The organism is Pseudomonas sp. FG29, assembly GCF_057809355.1.
In genome coordinates this window covers 33,976-50,764 of the sequence record NZ_JBMDJU010000011.1, presented here as the reverse complement: position 1 = coordinate 50,764, position 16,789 = coordinate 33,976, and the positions used below count along the sequence as shown (strand labels likewise).

General features: G+C 62.7%; 13 protein-coding genes. 11 read left to right on the top strand and 2 right to left on the bottom strand.

From position 1 onward, the window contains the following. Positions 1–125 precede the first annotated feature (125 nt). From ACODS1_RS13370 to guaD, 5 genes are all read left to right on the top strand, one after another. Entirely contained in the window at positions 126–1,265 is a 1,140-nt protein-coding gene (locus tag ACODS1_RS13370; protein ID WP_489086034.1) for an alkane 1-monooxygenase, read from the top strand. A 299-nt stretch (positions 1,266–1,564) separates the two neighbouring features. Further along, positions 1,565–3,004, top strand: coding sequence for a xanthine dehydrogenase small subunit (gene xdhA, locus ACODS1_RS13365; RefSeq protein WP_489086033.1), 1,440 nt, complete (start codon positions 1,565–1,567; stop codon positions 3,002–3,004). 17 nt (positions 3,005–3,021) lie between these two features. Then, entirely contained in the window at positions 3,022–5,385 is a 2,364-nt protein-coding gene (gene xdhB, locus ACODS1_RS13360) for a xanthine dehydrogenase molybdopterin binding subunit (RefSeq protein ID WP_489086032.1), read from the top strand. Positions 5,386–5,765: 380 nt separating this feature from the next. Further along, on the top strand, positions 5,766–6,611 hold the full coding sequence (xdhC, locus tag ACODS1_RS13355; RefSeq protein ID WP_489086031.1) for a xanthine dehydrogenase accessory protein XdhC: 846 nt from the start codon (positions 5,766–5,768) through the stop codon (positions 6,609–6,611). Between the two features lie 48 nt (positions 6,612–6,659). Next, entirely contained in the window at positions 6,660–7,964 is a 1,305-nt protein-coding gene (guaD, locus tag ACODS1_RS13350) for a guanine deaminase (RefSeq protein ID WP_489086030.1), read from the top strand. A gap of 181 nt (positions 7,965–8,145) precedes the next feature. Here guaD and ACODS1_RS13345 read toward each other — a convergent pair whose 3' ends face one another. Next, positions 8,146–8,913, bottom strand: coding sequence for a GntR family transcriptional regulator (locus tag ACODS1_RS13345; RefSeq protein WP_322978190.1), 768 nt, complete (start codon positions 8,911–8,913; stop codon positions 8,146–8,148). Positions 8,914–9,474: 561 nt separating this feature from the next. On the opposite strand from ACODS1_RS13345, the gene ACODS1_RS13340 reads away from it, so the two are divergent. Then, the gene (locus ACODS1_RS13340) at positions 9,475–10,824 is read left to right on the top strand and encodes an NCS2 family permease (protein ID WP_322978191.1); all 1,350 of its coding nucleotides are present in this window, start codon (positions 9,475–9,477) and stop codon (positions 10,822–10,824) included. A 165-nt stretch (positions 10,825–10,989) separates the two neighbouring features. Here ACODS1_RS13340 and uraH read toward each other — a convergent pair whose 3' ends face one another. Then, complete coding sequence (uraH, locus tag ACODS1_RS13335; RefSeq protein ID WP_322978192.1) at positions 10,990–11,343, bottom strand: hydroxyisourate hydrolase; 354 nt, start codon at positions 11,341–11,343, stop codon at positions 10,990–10,992. Between the two features lie 382 nt (positions 11,344–11,725). On the opposite strand from uraH, the gene puuE reads away from it, so the two are divergent. The 5 genes from puuE to ACODS1_RS13310 all read left to right on the top strand — a co-directional run bounded on the left by puuE (position 11,726) and on the right by ACODS1_RS13310 (position 16,764). Further along, positions 11,726–12,652: an allantoinase PuuE gene (puuE, locus tag ACODS1_RS13330; protein ID WP_322978193.1), complete on the top strand. Its 927-nt coding sequence runs from the start codon at positions 11,726–11,728 to the stop codon at positions 12,650–12,652. 11 nt (positions 12,653–12,663) lie between these two features. After that, a complete protein-coding gene (gene uraD, locus ACODS1_RS13325; RefSeq protein ID WP_489086029.1) occupies positions 12,664–13,179 on the top strand; it encodes a 2-oxo-4-hydroxy-4-carboxy-5-ureidoimidazoline decarboxylase in 516 nt (171 codons plus the stop codon). Positions 13,180–13,220: 41 nt separating this feature from the next. Continuing rightward, positions 13,221–13,724 (top strand): ureidoglycolate lyase, encoded by a 504-nt coding sequence (locus ACODS1_RS13320; RefSeq protein ID WP_489086028.1) that lies wholly within the window; start codon positions 13,221–13,223, stop codon positions 13,722–13,724. Positions 13,725–13,769: 45 nt separating this feature from the next. Beyond that, positions 13,770–15,059, top strand: a complete 1,290-nt coding sequence (locus tag ACODS1_RS13315) for a urate hydroxylase PuuD (protein ID WP_489086027.1) — start codon at positions 13,770–13,772, stop codon at positions 15,057–15,059. A gap of 238 nt (positions 15,060–15,297) precedes the next feature. Continuing rightward, a complete protein-coding gene (locus ACODS1_RS13310) occupies positions 15,298–16,764 on the top strand; it encodes a nucleobase:cation symporter-2 family protein (protein WP_489086026.1) in 1,467 nt (488 codons plus the stop codon). The last annotated feature ends 25 nt before the right edge of the window (positions 16,765–16,789 follow it).

Here is a 16,789-nt window from a genome sequence, read left to right as displayed (position 1 = left end):
TGTTACCGGGCCAAGCGCCGTCACGGGGGGCTTTCCGTCCTAAAGGTCGGGCGGCACGCACCCCGATCGGCGCCATTCTTGTCTGACAATCTGACATAGATCAGCTCGACGCCACGGAGCCCACCATGTTCGAACGCCTGCCCTCGCATTGGATGATCGCCCTGAAAAAGGTCGGTTACTGGATCTGGTTGATTCCCGTACTCGGCATCCCACTCAGCCACTACTGGTCGCAGGGCAGCGCCCATGCCGATGCCTGGGCCTGGCTGGTGATCAGCGTGGTCTTCGGCGTCATCCCCCTGCTGGATTTCGTCGTCGGTCGCGACCCGGCCAACCCGGACGAACGCGAGGAGGTTCCCGCCCTCGAAGCCCAGGGTTACTACCGCCTGCTGAGCCTGGCAACCGTGCCACTGCTGCTGGCGATGCTGGCCTGGAGCGGCTGGGTATTCGTCAGTTATGAAGGCTGGAGCTGGGTCGGCCAACTCGGCTGGGTGCTATCGGTGGGTACGGTGATGGGCGCCATCGGTATTACCGTCTCGCACGAACTGGTGCACAAGGACTCGCGACTGGAGCAGAACGCCGGCGGCCTGCTGCTGGCGTCGGTGTGCTATGCCGGCTTCAAGGTCGAGCATGTGCGCGGCCACCATGTGCATGTCTCGACACCGGAGGACGCCTCCTCGTCGCGCTTCGGTCAGAGCCTATATGCCTTCCTGCCGCACGCCTACAAGCACAATTTTCTCAATGCCTGGAAGCTGGAGGCAGAGCGCCTCAAGCGGCGCGACCTGCCGGCCCTGCACTGGCGCAATGAGCTGATCTGGTGGTACGCCATCAGTGCGCTCATGCTGCTGGGTTTCACCCTCGCCTTCGGCGCGCTCGGTGCGCTGTTCTTCCTGGGTCAGGCGCTGATGGCCTTCACCCTGCTGGAGATCGTCAACTACGTCGAGCATTACGGCCTGCATCGGCGCAAACTGGACAACGGCCGCTACGAACGCACCAATCCGCATCATTCGTGGAACAGCAATTTCCTGCTGACCAACCTGTTTCTCTTCCACCTGCAGCGCCACTCCGATCACCATGCCTACGCCAAGCGCCGCTACCAGGTACTGCGCCATTTCGACGACAGCCCGCAGTTGCCCAATGGCTATGCCGGGATGATCGTGCTCGCCCTCTTCCCGCCGCTGTGGCGCGCCGTGATGGATCCCCGGGTGCGCGCCTACTACGCCGGTGAAGAACATCAACTGAGCGACTCACAGCTGACTCACTCCTGAGCGTCTCCAACCCGCCACCCCGGCAGCGCAAGCTCCCGGGGTTTTGTCATGTGCGGGCGGAACACCCCGGCCAGAGCGCCTGGTGGCACGAAAGCCGCTAGGCTGAGCGGGTGAATCCGAACGATCTGGCCCGTACCTTCCCCCATCGAGAGGAACTGACCAGCAGGTCAAATATTTGTTGACCCAAAAGTCAGAAAATTCTAGATTGCCGCCATGGCAGCCCGCGCCAGGGCCCGACGATGCGTGCAATTCCTGGCCAGCCAACCGATTCATAACAATAAAGTGCCTGGAGGTCGTCCTTGATCCAGTTTTTACTCAACCGGGAGCTGCGTACCGAGCATGTCCTGGATCCCAACGTCACCGTGCTCAACTACTTGCGTGAACACGTCGGCAAAACCGGAACCAAGGAAGGCTGCGCCTCCGGCGACTGCGGTGCCTGCACCGTGGTGGTGGGCGAGCTGATTGGCGAGCGCGTGCGCTATCGCACCCTCAACTCCTGCCTGACCTTCGTCTCCAGCCTGCATGGCAAGCAACTGATCACCGTCGAAGACCTCAAGCACCAGGGCAAGCTGCACAGCGTGCAGCAGGCGATGGTCGACTGCCATGGCTCGCAGTGCGGCTTCTGCACCCCAGGTTTCATCATGTCGCTGTTCGCCCTGCAGAAGAATTGCAACGGCTACGACAAGGGCCAAACCATGGAGGCGCTGGCCGGCAACCTGTGCCGCTGCACCGGCTACCGCCCGATCATCGATGCCGCCGAGCAGGCCTGCTGCCAGAAGCAGCCGGATCAGTTCGATGCCTTCGAAAGCGAAACCATCGCCCGACTCAAGGCCATCGCCCCACGTGAAACCGCCGAACTCAACAGCGGCGACAAGCGCTGCCTGGTGCCGCTGACCGTGGCCGACCTGGCCGAACTCTACGCGGCCAATCCGGACGCGCGCCTGCTCGCCGGCGGCACCGACCTGGCCCTGGAAGTCACCCAGTTCCACCGTGAACTGCCGGTGATGATCTACGTCGGCCACATCGAAGACATGAAGCGCATCGAAGTGACCGACAGTGCCATCGAGATCGGCGCGGCCGCGGCGTTATCCGACTGCTACGAAGCGCTGGCCAGCGAATACCCGGACTTCGGCGAACTGCTGCATCGCTTCGCCTCCCTGCAGATCCGCAACCAGGGCACCCTGGGCGGCAATATCGGCAATGCCTCGCCCATAGGCGACGCCCCGCCGCTGCTGATCGCTCTCGGTGCGCAGATCGCCCTGCGTCAGGGCAACACCCTGCGCGTGCTGCCGCTGCAGGACTACTTCCTCGACTACAAGGTAACCGCACGCCAGGACGCCGAATTCATCGAGAAGATCATCGTGCCGCGCGCCAAGGCCAATCAGGCATTCCGCGCCTACAAGGTGTCCAAGCGCCTGGACGACGACATCTCCGCCGTCTGCGCGGCGTTCAACCTGAGCATCGAAGGCGGCGTGGTGCGAGATGCGTGCATCGCCTTCGGCGGCATGGCCGCCATCCCCAAACGCGCCAGTGCCTGCGAAGCGGCGCTGGTCGGCTCGGCCTGGAACCTGGATGCGATCGAACGCGCCTGTGAAGCCCTGGCTGAAGACTTCACCCCGCTATCGGATTTCCGCGCCAGCAAGGAATACCGCCTGCTCACCGCCCAGAACCTGCTGCGCAAGTTCTTCCTGGAACAGCAATCGCCCGAGGTCGAAACCCGGGTCACTGCCTACGCATAAGAGTTGGGGATAGAACCATGTCCAATCACATTCAGCACAAATCCCAGGAAGCGCTGGCCGACCTGTTCCGCGCCGGCATGACCAGCGGCGTCGGCAAGAGCATCAAGCACGAGAGCGCAGACAAGCACGTGTCCGGCGAGGCGATCTATGTCGACGACCGCCTGGAATTCCCCAACCAGCTGCACGTCTATGCGCGCCAGTCCGACCGCGCCCATGCGCGCATCCTGCGCATCGACACCGGCCCCTGCTACGCATTTCCGGGTGTGGCCATTGCCATCACCAAGGATGACGTCCCCGGCCAACTGGATATCGGCCCGGTGGTCGCCGGCGATCCGCTGCTGGCCGATGGCAAGGTCGAATACGTGGGCCAGGTGGTGCTGGCGGTGGCCGCCGACAACCTGGAAACCGCGCGCAAGGCAGCCATGGCGGCGATCATCGAGTACGAGGATCTGGAGCCGGTGCTCGACGTGGTCGAGGCCTTGCGCAAGAAGCATTTCGTGCTCGCCAGCCACACTCACCGCATCGGCGACTCGGCCAGCAAGCTAGCCGGAGCCAAGCATCGTCTGCAGGGCACCCTGCATATCGGTGGCCAGGAGCACTTCTATCTGGAAACCCAGATTTCCTCGGTGATGCCCAGCGAAGACGGCGGCATGCTGGTCTACACCTCGACGCAAAACCCCACCGAGGTACAGAAGCTGGTCGCCGAAGTGCTCGGCGTACCGATGAACAAGATCGTCATCGACATGCGCCGTATGGGCGGCGGCTTCGGCGGCAAGGAAACTCAGGCCGCCGGCCCGGCCTGCCTATGCGCGGTGATCGCCCACCTCACCGGTCGCCCGACCAAGATGCGCCTGCCGCGCATGGAAGACATGAGCATGACCGGCAAGCGCCACCCCTTTTACGTCGAGTACGACGTGGGCTTCGATGACGACGGCCTGCTGCAGGGCATCGAGATGGATCTGGCCGGCAACTGCGGCTACTCACCGGATCTGTCCGGCGCCATCGTCGACCGCGCCATGTTCCATTCGGACAACGCCTACTTCCTCGGCAACGCCACCATCAACGGTCATCGTTGCAAGACCAACACCGCGTCGAACACCGCCTACCGCGGCTTCGGCGGGCCGCAAGGCATGGTCGCCATCGAGGAAGTGATGGATGCCATCGCCCGCCACCTGGGCAAGGATCCGCTGGAGGTGCGCAAGCTCAACTACTACGGCAAGACCGAGCGCAACGTTACCCACTACCACCAGACCGTCGAGCACAACGTCATCCACGAGATGACGACCGAGCTGGAGCAAAGCAGCGACTACGCCAAGCGCCGTGAAGACATCCGCGCCTTCAACGCCAAGAGCCCGGTGCTGAAGAAAGGCCTGGCCATGACCCCGGTAAAATTTGGCATCAGCTTCACCTCCAGTTTCCTCAACCAGGCCGGCGCGCTGATCCACATCTACACCGACGGCTCGATCCACCTGAACCACGGTGGCACCGAGATGGGCCAGGGTCTCAACACCAAGGTCGCGCAGATCGTCGCCGAGGTGTTCCAGGTCGACATCGCGCGCATCCAGATCACCGCCACCAACACCGACAAGGTGCCCAACACCTCGCCGACCGCTGCCAGCAGCGGCACCGACCTCAACGGCATGGCGGCGAAGAACGCGGCCGAAACCATCAAGCAGCGCCTGGTGGATTTCCTCGTGCGCGAATACAAGGTCACCCCGGAAGACGTGGAGTTCAAAGGCAGCCAGGTGCGCGTACGCGACCACTTCCTGTCCTTCGAGGAGATGATCCAGAAGGCCTACGTCGGCCAGGTCTCGCTGTCCTCGACCGGTTTCTACCGCACTCCGAAGATTTATTACGACCGCGACAAGGCGGCTGGCCGCCCCTTCTACTACTACGCCTACGGCGTGGCCTGCGTGGAAGTGCTGGTGGACACCCTGACCGGCGAATACCGCATGCTGCGTGGCGACATCCTGCATGACGTCGGTGACTCGCTGAACCCGGCGATCGACATCGGCCAGGTCGAAGGTGCCTTCGTCCAGGGCATGGGCTGGCTGACCACCGAGGAACTGGTGTGGAACGCCAAGGGCAAATTGATGACCAATGGCCCGGCCAGCTACAAGATTCCGGCCATCGCCGACATGCCCATCGACCTGCGCGTGAAGCTGGTGGAGAACCGCAAGAACCCGGAAGACACCGTGTATCACTCCAAGGCCGTGGGCGAGCCACCGTTCATGCTCGGCATCGCCGCCTGGTGTGCCCTGAAGGACGCCGTGGCCAGCCTGGCCGACTACAAGGTACAGCCGCAGATCGACGCCCCCGCCACGCCTGAGCGCGTGCTCTGGGGTGTGGAGCAGATGCGCAAGTTGCAACAACGAACGTAGGGTGGGCTTCAGAGCGTAGGGTGGGCTTCAGCCCACCAACTTCAATGGCGTGTATTGGTGGGCTAAAGCGGAGCGCCGCCCGGCCCACCCTACGTCCTGTGCCAGATCCACCTTCTGGGCTCCGTGGGAGGGGCTTCAGCCGCGACTGTCGCCGCTGCGACTGCAGGGATGCAGGAGGTAGGGCGAAGCAGGATGCCCGAGCCGAAAGCGCCTCCCACAGACAGCGAACCAATGATGAATGGGTGTAGAACAATGACAAAACACACCGAACCGAATAATCCACCCGCTCGCCCGGCGCCGGAGCCGATTCTCGATCCTTCGCCGAGCAACTGGCGCCTGCCGCGCCCGGGACAGACCACACCCTCCTGGAGACTGAGCAAATGAGCTGGATCAGCGCCCTCGCCGACCTGCAGCAACAAGGCGAAGCCTGCGTGCTGGTGACCATCATCGAGGAACGTGGCTCGACACCGCGCAATGCCGGCTCGAAGATGGTGGTCACCGCCGAGCGCATCTTCGAGACCATCGGCGGCGGTCATCTGGAATACAAGGCCATGGAGCTGGCCCGCGAGATGCTCGCCAGCCGCAGCCAGGACACGCGCCTGGAGCGTTTCTCCCTGGGCGCCAGCCTGGGCCAATGTTGCGGCGGCGCCACCGTGCTGCTGTTCGAGCCCATGGGTCAGCCACAGGCGCAGATCGCCGTGTTCGGCGCCGGCCACGTCGGCCGCGCGCTGGTACCGCTGCTCGCCAGCCTGCCGTGCAAGGTGCGCTGGATCGACTCACGGGAGAACGAATTCCCCGAACACATCCCCGCTGGCGTGGTGAAGATCGTCAATGACGAAGTGGTCGATGAAGTGGATAACATGCCGCCCGGCAGTTACTACATCGTCATGACTCATAATCACCAGCTCGATCTGGAGCTGACCGCAGCGATCCTCAAACGCGGCGACTTCGCCTACTACGGCCTGATCGGCTCGAAGACCAAACGCGTCAAGTTCGAGCACCGCCTGCGCGAGCGCGGCTTCGCGGATACGCTGATGGCTCGCATGCGCTGCCCGATGGGCCTGGCCGAGGTAAAAGGCAAGCTGCCGGTGGAAATCGCCGTGTCCATCGCCGGCGAAGTGATCGCCACCTACAACGCCCTGCTTGGTGAAAAAAGAGCCGGCCAGGACGTGAAGACAGGCGAGTCCAGCGTTGCCAGGCTGCTGCCGGCCTCACGCCGCTCCTGATCCCCCTTTTCGCTGCGCAAAGCGCATTACACGCATGAGATTCGAACCATGAGCAACACCCGCCAAGCCTACCGCGCCGCCATCCTGCACAGCCTCGCCGACCCGGCCGTGGTTGGCGTCGAGCAGTCCTATCAGTATTTCGAGGACGGCATCCTGCTGATCGAGAACGGCAAGGTCGCCCAGGTTGGCGCTGCCAGCGATCTGCTGCCGAAGCTCACTGGCATCGACGTCCAGCACTACCCTGACGCGCTGATCACGCCCGGTTTCATCGACACCCATATCCACTACCCGCAGACCGGCATGATCGCCTCCTACGGCGAGCAACTGCTGGACTGGCTCAACACCTACACCTTCCCCACCGAAAAACAGTTCGAAGACAAGGCGCACGCCAGCGACGTGGCGGCGATCTTTCTCAAGGAGCTGCTACGCAACGGCACCACCACCGCCCTGGTGTTTGGCAGCGTGCATCCGCAGTCGGTGGACGCCTTCTTCGAGCAGGCCGACAAGCTCAACCTGCGCATGATCGCCGGCAAGGTGCTGATGGATCGCAACGCTCCGGATTACCTCACCGACACCGCCGAATCCGGCTATGCGCAGAGCAAGGCGCTGATCGAGCGCTGGCATGGCAAGGGTCGTCTGCACTACGCCGTCACCCCGCGCTTCGCCCCCACCAGCACACCGGAGCAACTGGAGCTGGCCGGCAAGCTGTTCGGCGAATATCCGGATCTGTACATGCACACCCACATCTCGGAGAACAAGGCCGAGGTCGCCTGGGTTCAGGAACTGTTCCCGACACGCAAGGGCTATCTGGACGTCTACGACCACCACAAGCTGATCGGCCCGCGCGCGGTCTTCGCCCATGGTGTGCACCTGTGCGACGAGGAATGCGCGCGCCTGGCCGAGACCGGCTCGGCGGTCGCCTTCTGCCCCACCTCCAACCTGTTCCTGGGCAGCGGCCTGTTCGACCTGAACAAGCTGGAACAGCACGGCGTGCGCGTCGGCCTGGGCACCGATGTCGGCGCCGGCACCAGCTTCAGCCAACTGCAATCGCTGAACGAGGCCTACAAGGTGATGCAATTGCAGGGCAAGAAGCTCGATCCGTTCAAGTCGCTGTACCTGGCCACCCTTGGCGGTGCCCACGCCCTGTACCTGGACGACAAGCTGGGCAACTTCCTGCCCGGCAAGGACGCCGACTTCCTGGTGCTCGATTACAACGCCACGCCATTGATGAGCTACCGCATGCAGCAGGCACGCAGCCTGGATGAAAAGCTGTTCGCCCTGACCATGCTCGGCGATGACCGCGCCGTGAAAGAAACCTTCGCCGCCGGGGTATCGGTGCATCAGCGTGACTGAAGCCAATGATCGGCGCGCCCTCGTAGGAGCGGATTTGTCCGCGATCAGGCTGTAAGCATGCTTGAAAGCTTCGCGGCTGAAGCCGCTCCTACACAAACGCGCCCTGCCTCAGCCACATCGTCTCCACAACGAAAAAACCCCGCTGCGCGAGCAGCGGGGCTTTCCTGTGCCACGCAGACTGTCAGCGATTGGCGCCGTTGCGGCCGGGCTTCTTCCTGGTCTGCAGCAGGTGCGAGAACACCGCGTGCAGATCGTCCGAGGCGCTGTCCTCGTCGAGGTTGAGCTTGCTGTCGATGTGATCCATGTGGTGCATCATCAGCTCCACCGCTTTGGCCGCATCGCGCGCCTCGATGGCGTCGATCAACTGATTGTGTTCGTCATAGGAGCAGTGCGAGCGGCTGCCGCTTTCGTACTGGGCGATGATCAGCGAGGTCTGTGATACCAGGCTGCGCTGGAAGCTCACCAGCGGCGCATTGCGTGCGGCCTCGGCCAGCTTCAGGTGGAACTCGCCGGACAGGCGGATGCCCGCACCACGATCACCCCGGGAGAAACTGTCCTGCTCGTCCTTGACCATCTGCCGCAACTCAGCCAGTTGCTCGGCGGTGGCGTGCTCGACGGCCAACTCGGTGATGGCGCGCTCGACCAGGCGGCGTGCGTAGAAGATCTGCCGGGCTTCCTCAACGCTCGGGCTGGCTACCACTGCGCCGCGATTGGGCCGCAGCAGCACCACGCCCTCATGGGCCAGGCGCGACAGGGCGCGACGGATGATGGTGCGGCTGACGCCGAAAATCTCACCCAGCGCCTCTTCGCTCAGCTTGGTGCCCGGCGCCAGACGCTGCTCGAGAATGGCATCGAAGATATGGGCATATACGACGTCGTCCTGAGTCCCACTGCGGCTGGTCTTGCCCGCGCGTGGCTGCTTCTTGAGGGGCTGCAATTGATCGTTCATTCTGGCTCGCATGAATGAGAGGCGGCGATAAGGCGACTCTACTGTGTTCTATCGGGTGAGTGACACGCCTGGCATGCACATTTCCGAAAAAAGATGGGGTTGATTGTACACAAGTCATACAACCCCAACATCTACAGGCTCATGTCTGACCCGCTGGCGCCTACGGCAACCAGTTCCAGAGGCCGACCAACTCTTTGAGCATATGTCGGGCATTTCTCAGTGCCTTTTGCCGGATTCGGCAGGCGTGCTTGCGCCCTCTTCATGCGCGCTCAGCCAAGCGAGAGACTCTAAAATCCACTCAACCAGTTGATTGATAAAGAATTAATCAAGAGTCCAGATAAACACGACGGCTCGAATACTTCTCTGGATGGCGATTGTTGCAGCAGCGACAACGACCAAAACATTAATTGCATTTTTTGTATACAACCTCATAATCACAGCGGGTAATTTGTTGACCTTTAGGTCAACAAATTACCCGAACAGCCCTCGCACACCGCCAGCCTCGTCGAGATCGGGGCCATGTCCGGCGGTACACAACAAGAGAGATGAGGAGTACCTGCTGTGGAAAGCGTCAAACAACAACGACACGCGACACCTATCCCGGATAAGGCCCCCACCGGCCTGCTCGACCGCTTCTTCAAGCTCACCGAGCACGGCACCAGCATCAGAACCGAACTGCTGGCCGGCCTGACCACCTTCGTAACCATGGCTTACATCATCTTCGTCAATCCCAACATTATGGCCACGGCGGGTGTCGACCACGGCGCGGCCTTCGTCGCGACCTGCATCGGCGCCGCGCTGGGCTGCTTTCTCATGGGGCTGTATGCCAACTGGCCGGTGGGCCTGGCACCTGGCATGGGCCTGAACGCCTTCTTCACCTACACGGTGGTCGGCGAAATGGGTTACAGCTGGCAAGTGGCGCTGGGCGCAGTGTTCATCTCCGGCGTGCTGTTCATGATCATGAGCCTGTCGAAGATCCGCGAATGGCTGCTCAACAGCATCCCCATGAGCCTGCGTTTCGCCATGGGTGCCGGGGTCGGCCTGTTCCTCGGCCTCATCGGCCTGAAAACCGCCGGCATCGTCGTCGACAGCCCGGCGACCCTGCTGACCCTGGGATCGTTCGGCGATCCCTCGGCGCTGCTGGCGGCGGTGTGCTTTCTGCTGATCGCCGTACTCAGCCACCGCAACGTGTTCGGCGCCATCCTGCTCAGCATGCTCGGCGTCACCGCGCTGGGCTGGGCATTCGGCCTGGTGCAGTACCAGGGCCTGGTGTCGATGCCGCCCAGCCTGGCACCGACCTTCATGGCCATGGACATCGCCGGGGCGCTGAACCTGGCGATGGTCAGCGTGATCCTCGCCTTCCTCTTCGTGAACATGTTCGATACCGCCGGCACGCTGATGGGCGTGGCTCACCGCGCCCGCCTGGTGGACGAGGATGGCAAGATCCAGAATCTGTCGCGCGCCCTCAAGGCCGACAGCACCTCAAGCGTGGTCGGTGCCGTGGTCGGCTGCCCGCCGGTGACCAGCTACGTGGAAAGTGCCTCGGGCGTCGCCGCTGGTGGGCGCACCGGCCTCACGGCCATCACCGTCGGCATCCTGTTTCTCGCAGCGATGTTTTTCGCCCCGCTGGCCGGCATGATCCCCGCCTACGCCACCGCGGGTGCGCTGATCTATGTGGCCATGCTGATGATGAGCGGCATGGCGCATATCGACTGGGAGGATCACACCGACACCATCCCCGCCATCGTCACCGTGGTGATGATGCCGCTGACCTTCTCCATCGCCAACGGCATCGCCCTGGGCTTTCTCACCTACGCCACGCTCAAGCTGCTGACCGGCCAGCGCGAGAAGGTATCCCTGAGCCTCTACGTACTCTGTGCGATCTTCATCGCCAAGTTCGCCTTCCTCTGAAGTTCGCCAGCCCCGGCCTGGTGCCGGGGCATTCGCCTGCCCCAATCCGGGGCGATTCGGGCGGAATCCGGGCACAACGGAGCACGCATAAAAAAGCCCGCAGCGTGTGCGGGCAGAGGACGTGGGGGACAACAAGCATTCGTTGGCGGACAGCGCCGCCGTCGCTCAGCTACCGCGGTAGGTGGAGTAGCTGTAAGGGGAGATCAGCAGCGGCACGTGATAGTGCTCCTGCGCGGCGTCGATGCCAAAGCGCAGTACCACCACGTCGAGAAAGGCCGGCTCGGCCAGCGCGAAACCCCGTGCGCGGTAATAATCGCCAGCATGGAAGTGCAACTGATAGGTGCCGGAACGGTAGTCATCACCTTGCAGCACCGGCGCGTCGCAGCGGCCGTCATGATTGGTTCTGACCCGAGTGATCAGCTCCAGGTGCGTGCCATCGACGCGATACAGCTCGACCTCGATATTGCTTCCGGGACAGCCGTGGGCGGCGTCCAGTACGTGGGTGGTCAAACGTCCCATGAATACCTCGTCTGTTGAGTTCGCGTGGCCCTCGTGGCTGCCGTGCCTGGCAAGCCAGATCAGCACTCGGGGGCGTGCCGGCAGGATAGCACGACACGCAGTAAATAAAACAATATCAACTAAAATTGTACACAATAATCCTTGCAAGCTTTCCGGTAGCGCACCTCCCTTCACGTTCCGTTTTTAGTATAAAGCCCGCCATCAGGCTTTTATCAGCGGATCACCTGACCGAATGGGCAGGTTTCTTGCTTGAGATTGGCAGAGGATTTTCAGTGAAAAGTCGATTTACAAAGAGATCACTACTTTGTATACAATCACTCATCCGGTCGCGCCTGAAGCAACGAGGCGCCATGACCGCCACGATCCAGACAGGAAGACTGCAGTGAACGCTGATTACCCACGCGACCTGATCGGCTACGGCGCCAACCCTCCTCATCCGCACTGGCCGGGTGACGCGCGCATCGCGCTGTCCTTCGTGCTCAACTACGAGGAAGGCGGCGAGCGCAACATCCTGCACGGCGACAAGGAATCCGAGGCCTTTCTCTCCGAGATGGTCGCTGCGCAACCGCTGCAGGGCCAACGCAACCTATGCATGGAGTCGCTCTACGAGTACGGCAGCCGCGCCGGCGTCTGGCGCCTGCTCAAGCTGTTCAGCAAGCACGATATCCCGCTGACCATCTTCGCCGTGGCCATGGCCGCCCAGCGTCACCCGCAGGTGATCCGTGAGATGGTCGCAGCCGGTCACGAAATCTGCAGCCATGGCCTGCGCTGGATCGACTACCAGAACGTCGACGAGGCCACCGAGCGCGAGCACCTGCTCGAGGCCATCCGCATCTTCACCGAGCTGACCGGCGAACGCCCGCTGGGCTGGTACACCGGCCGCCTCGGCCCGAACACCCGGCGCATCGTGCGTGAGGAAGGCGGCTTCCTCTACGACTCCGACACCTACGACGATGACCTGCCCTACTGGGATCCAGCCAGCACACCGGAAAAACCGCACCTGGTGATCCCCTATACCCTGGACACCAACGACATGCGCTTTACCCAGGTGCAGGGTTTCAACAAGGGCGATGACTTCTTCGAGTACCTCAAGGACGCCTTCGACGTGCTCTACGCCGAAGGTGCAGCCGGCGCACCAAAGATGCTGTCGATCGGCATGCATTGCCGCCTGCTCGGCCGCCCTGCTCGCCTGGCCTCGCTGGCACGCTTCCTCGAGTACGTGCAGGGTCACGAAAAGGTCTGGTGCGCCCGCCGTGTCGACATCGCCCGGCACTGGCATGCGACCCATCCCTTCCGTGCGACCGAATGAGAGAACCGTGCATGAGCCGTTTCCAGACCCTGACGCCTTCCCAGCTCAGCCGCGAGGCCTTCATCGAGGCCTTCGCCGACATCTACGAACACTCGCCCTGGGTGGCCGAGAAAGCCTACGACCTCGGCCTGGACGAAAGCGTCGACGCTATCGACGGCCTGCAGCAACGCATGGCCGGCATTCTTCTGTCCGCCAGCCATGAGGCACAGCTGGCGCTGATCAACGCCCACCCGGATCTGGCCGGCAAGGCGGCGGTGCGCGGCGAGCTGACCGCCTCCAGCACCGCCGAACAATCCGGTGCCGGCATTCACGAATGCAGCGCCGAGGAGTTCGCCCGCTTCACCGAACTCAACGACGCCTACAAGGCCAAGTTCGGCTTCCCCTTCATCAAGGCGGTCAAGGGCAGCAATCGCCATCAGATTCTGGCCGCCTTCGAAGAACGTATTCACAACACGCCAGAGCAGGAGTTCCAGACCGCCCTGGCCGAGATCAACAAGATCGCCCTCTTTCGCCTGCAGCAGCTGTAAGGTTGCCGCTCCATTCCCCGAACAGAACAAGTAGAACAGCCATGCGTAGCCTGACCATCGAGCCCCTGAGCAAAGAAGCCTTCGCCCCTTTCGGTGACGTGATCGAAACCGAGGGCAGTGACTTCTTCATGATCAACAACGGCTCCACCCGCCGCTATCACAAGCTGGCCACCGTGGAGACTGCGCAGCCGGAGGATCAGGCCATCATCAGCATCTTCAGCGCCGAGGCGCTGCAGATGCCGCTGACCATCCGCATGCTGGAACGCCATCCGCTGGGCAGCCAGGCTTTCATTCCGCTGCTCGGCAACCCCTTTCTGATCGTGGTCGCGCCACTTGGCGATGTACCTGTATCAGGGTCCGTCCGTGCCTTCCTCAGCAATGGCAGGCAGGGCGTCAATTACCATCGCGGCGTCTGGCACCACCCGGTGCTGACGATCGAAAAGCGGGATGACTTCCTGGTGGTTGATCGCAGTGGTTCCGGTAACAACTGCGATGAGCATTTCTTCGCAGAGGACGAACTCCTTCTCCTCGCCCCCCACCAATAAGAGAAGCCCGGAGCCGGGTGCCGACTCCGGGGAGAGGTACGAATCGTGGAAGCACACTTCACCGAATGGCTAAACCTGGGCATCCGCTGGATCCACATGATCGTCGGCATCGCCTGGATCGGCGCATCCTTCTATTTCGTCTGGCTGGAGAACAACCTCAACCGCAGCAACCCACGCGAGGGCCTGTCGGGCGACCTCTGGGCGATTCACGGCGGCGGCATCTACCACCTGGAAAAGTACAAGCTGGCGCCGCCAAAAATGCCGGAGAACCTGCACTGGTTCAAATGGGAGGCCTACTTCACCTGGCTGTCGGGCGTCGCCCTGCTGCTGGTGGTGTATTACCTCAACCCCAGCCTGTACCTGGTCAAACCGGGTGTCGATCTGGCGCCAGCCGCTGCCATCGCCATCGGCCTCGGCTCCATGGCCGTCAGCTACCTGATCTATCACGTTCTCTGCGACTCGCCACTGGGCAAGCACCCGGCCCTGCTCGGCGCCGTGCTGTTCGTGCTGATCATCGCCGCCGCCTACGGCTTCAGCCATATCTTCAGCGGTCGCGCCGCTTACATTCACGTTGGCGCCATCATCGGCACCATCATGGTCGGCAACGTGTTCTTCACCATCATGCCGGCACAGCGTGCCCTGGTTAAGGCCATCGAAACCAACACCACGCCCGACCCGCTGCTGCCTGCCAAGGGTCTGCTGCGTTCGCGGCACAACAACTACTTCACCCTGCCGGTGCTGTTCATCATGATCAGCAACCACTTCCCGAGCACCTACGGCAGCCAGTACAACTGGCTGATCCTCGCCGGCATCGCCGTATTGGCAGTGCTGGTGCGCCACTACTTCAACACCCGCCACGCCAGCCAGCGCTTCGCCTGGACGCTGCCGGCCGCCGCCCTTGGCATGCTCTGCCTGGCCTACGTCACGGCCCCGGTACAGCGTGCTCCGGTCACCGCAGCGCAGGTTCAGGCCGAGCAGCCGACTGCGGCAAACGCAGCCAAGATCGAGCAAGCCCCCAGCGCAGCATCGAGTGAACAGCCCTCCGCCCCGGCAGCCACTGCGTCAGCCGCTGACGCCGGCTTCGCCCGGGTCGAGCAGGTCATCCATGAGCGCTGCACCGTGTGCCACTCGGCCAACCCGACCAGCCCGATGTTCAGCGCCGCGCCGGCCGGCTTCATGCTCGACACGCCAGAGCAGATGAAGGCGCAGGCGGCGAAGATCCAGGCTCAAGCGGTGGCTGCGCAGATCATGCCTCTTGGCAATATCACGCAGATGACCCAGGACGAGCGTGACCTGATCGGCCGCTGGATCGCCGCAGGCGCCCAGCTCAACTGATCATCCGCACCGTCATCGACGGTGCAGTGGAATCGTCAAAAGCCGCCGGCAGTGTGAACTGACCGGCGGCTTACTTTTTGTACACAATCCAAACAAAAACTGTATTTACCTTCGCGCACATCTTGTTATAGTCGGCACATCCTGACCGATTGGACAACTTTACTCTCGATCAGGCCAGAGGTGCCGTGAACCCTCGTGCAAGCCCATGACCGTATAAAAACAACTGGCAGGCTACGACATGACTCCTGATCGCAACACTCCCGCTGCGCCCACCGGTAACAGCGATCTGATCTATCAGCTCGACGACACTCCCGCCTTCGCGCCCGCGCTGTTCGCCGCACTGCAGCATGTGCTGGCCAGCTTCGTCGGCATCATCACCCCGACCCTGATCGTCGGCAGCGCGCTGGGCCTGGGCGCCCACGTGCCCTACCTGGTGAGCATGGCGCTGTTCGTCTCCGGCCTGGGCACCTTCGTCCAGGCCAAACGCATCGGCCCGATCGGCTCCGGCCTGTTGTGCCTGCAAGGCACCAGCTTCGGCTTTCTCAGCGTGGTGCTGAGCGCCGGTTTCATCGTCAAGGGACGCGGCGCCAGCGAGGAGGAAATCCTCGCCACGCTGTTCGGCATCTGCTTCTGCGCTGCCTTCGTCGAGATCGCCTTCAGCCAGTTCATCAACCGCCTGCGCACGGTCATCACCCCGGTGGTCACCGGCACCATCATCTGCCTGATGGGCCTGTCGCTGATCAAGGTCGGCATGACCGACCTCGCTGGCGGCTACGGCGCGGCGGATCTTGGCGCACTGCACCACCTGGCCCTGGGCGGCCTGGTGCTGGGCACCATCGTCGTGCTCAACCGCGCCTCGTCGCAGGTGCTGCGTCTGTCGGCGGTGATCATCGGTCTGACCCTCGGCTTTGCCGTCGCCTGGTTCACCGGCCAGGTGGACTTCGCCAACATGGCCGACGTGCCGCTGCTCAGCGTGCCGCAGCCGTTCAAATACGGCTTCGGTTTCGACTGGATCGCCTTCGTGCCCATCGCCGTGATCTTTCTGATCACCCCGTTGGAAACCGCCGGTGACCTGACCGCCAACTCGATCATTTCCAAACAGCCGGTGAAAGGCCCGCTGTACATGCGCCGGATCAAGTCCGGGGTGCTGGCTGACGGTTGCAACTCGGCAGTCGCCGCGCTGTTCAACAGCCTGCCGATGACCACCTTCAGCCAGAACAACGGGGTGATCCAGCTCACCGGCGTGGCCAGCCGACACGTGGCCTTCTACATCGCCGCGATTCTTGTACTGCTCGGCCTGTTCCCGGTGGTCGGCGCCGTGCTGCAACTGATGCCCAAGCCCGTACTCGGCGGTGCCACCCTGATCATGTTCGGCACCGTCGCCGTGGCCGGCATCAAGATTCTCAGCGAAGCCGGCCTGCACCGCCGCAACGTGCTGATCGTCGCCATCTCCCTAGGCCTCGGGCTGGGCGTCGCCGGTGTGCCGGAGGTGCTGTCGCAGATGCCCGACGTGCTGAAGAACATCTTCGGCTCGCCCATCACCATCGGCGCCTTCAGTGCCATCGCCCTCAACCTGTTCCTGCCAGACGATCCGCAGCCCTGCGAACAGGAAAGCGCCTACGAGCCCGAAGCGCACCTGCACACCGTCCTGCAACGCCACGACGATGCCGCCGCTGAGCTGAAGCCGCTGACTCGCAGCCTCTGACGCCCACACCTTTACCCCTCCCGGC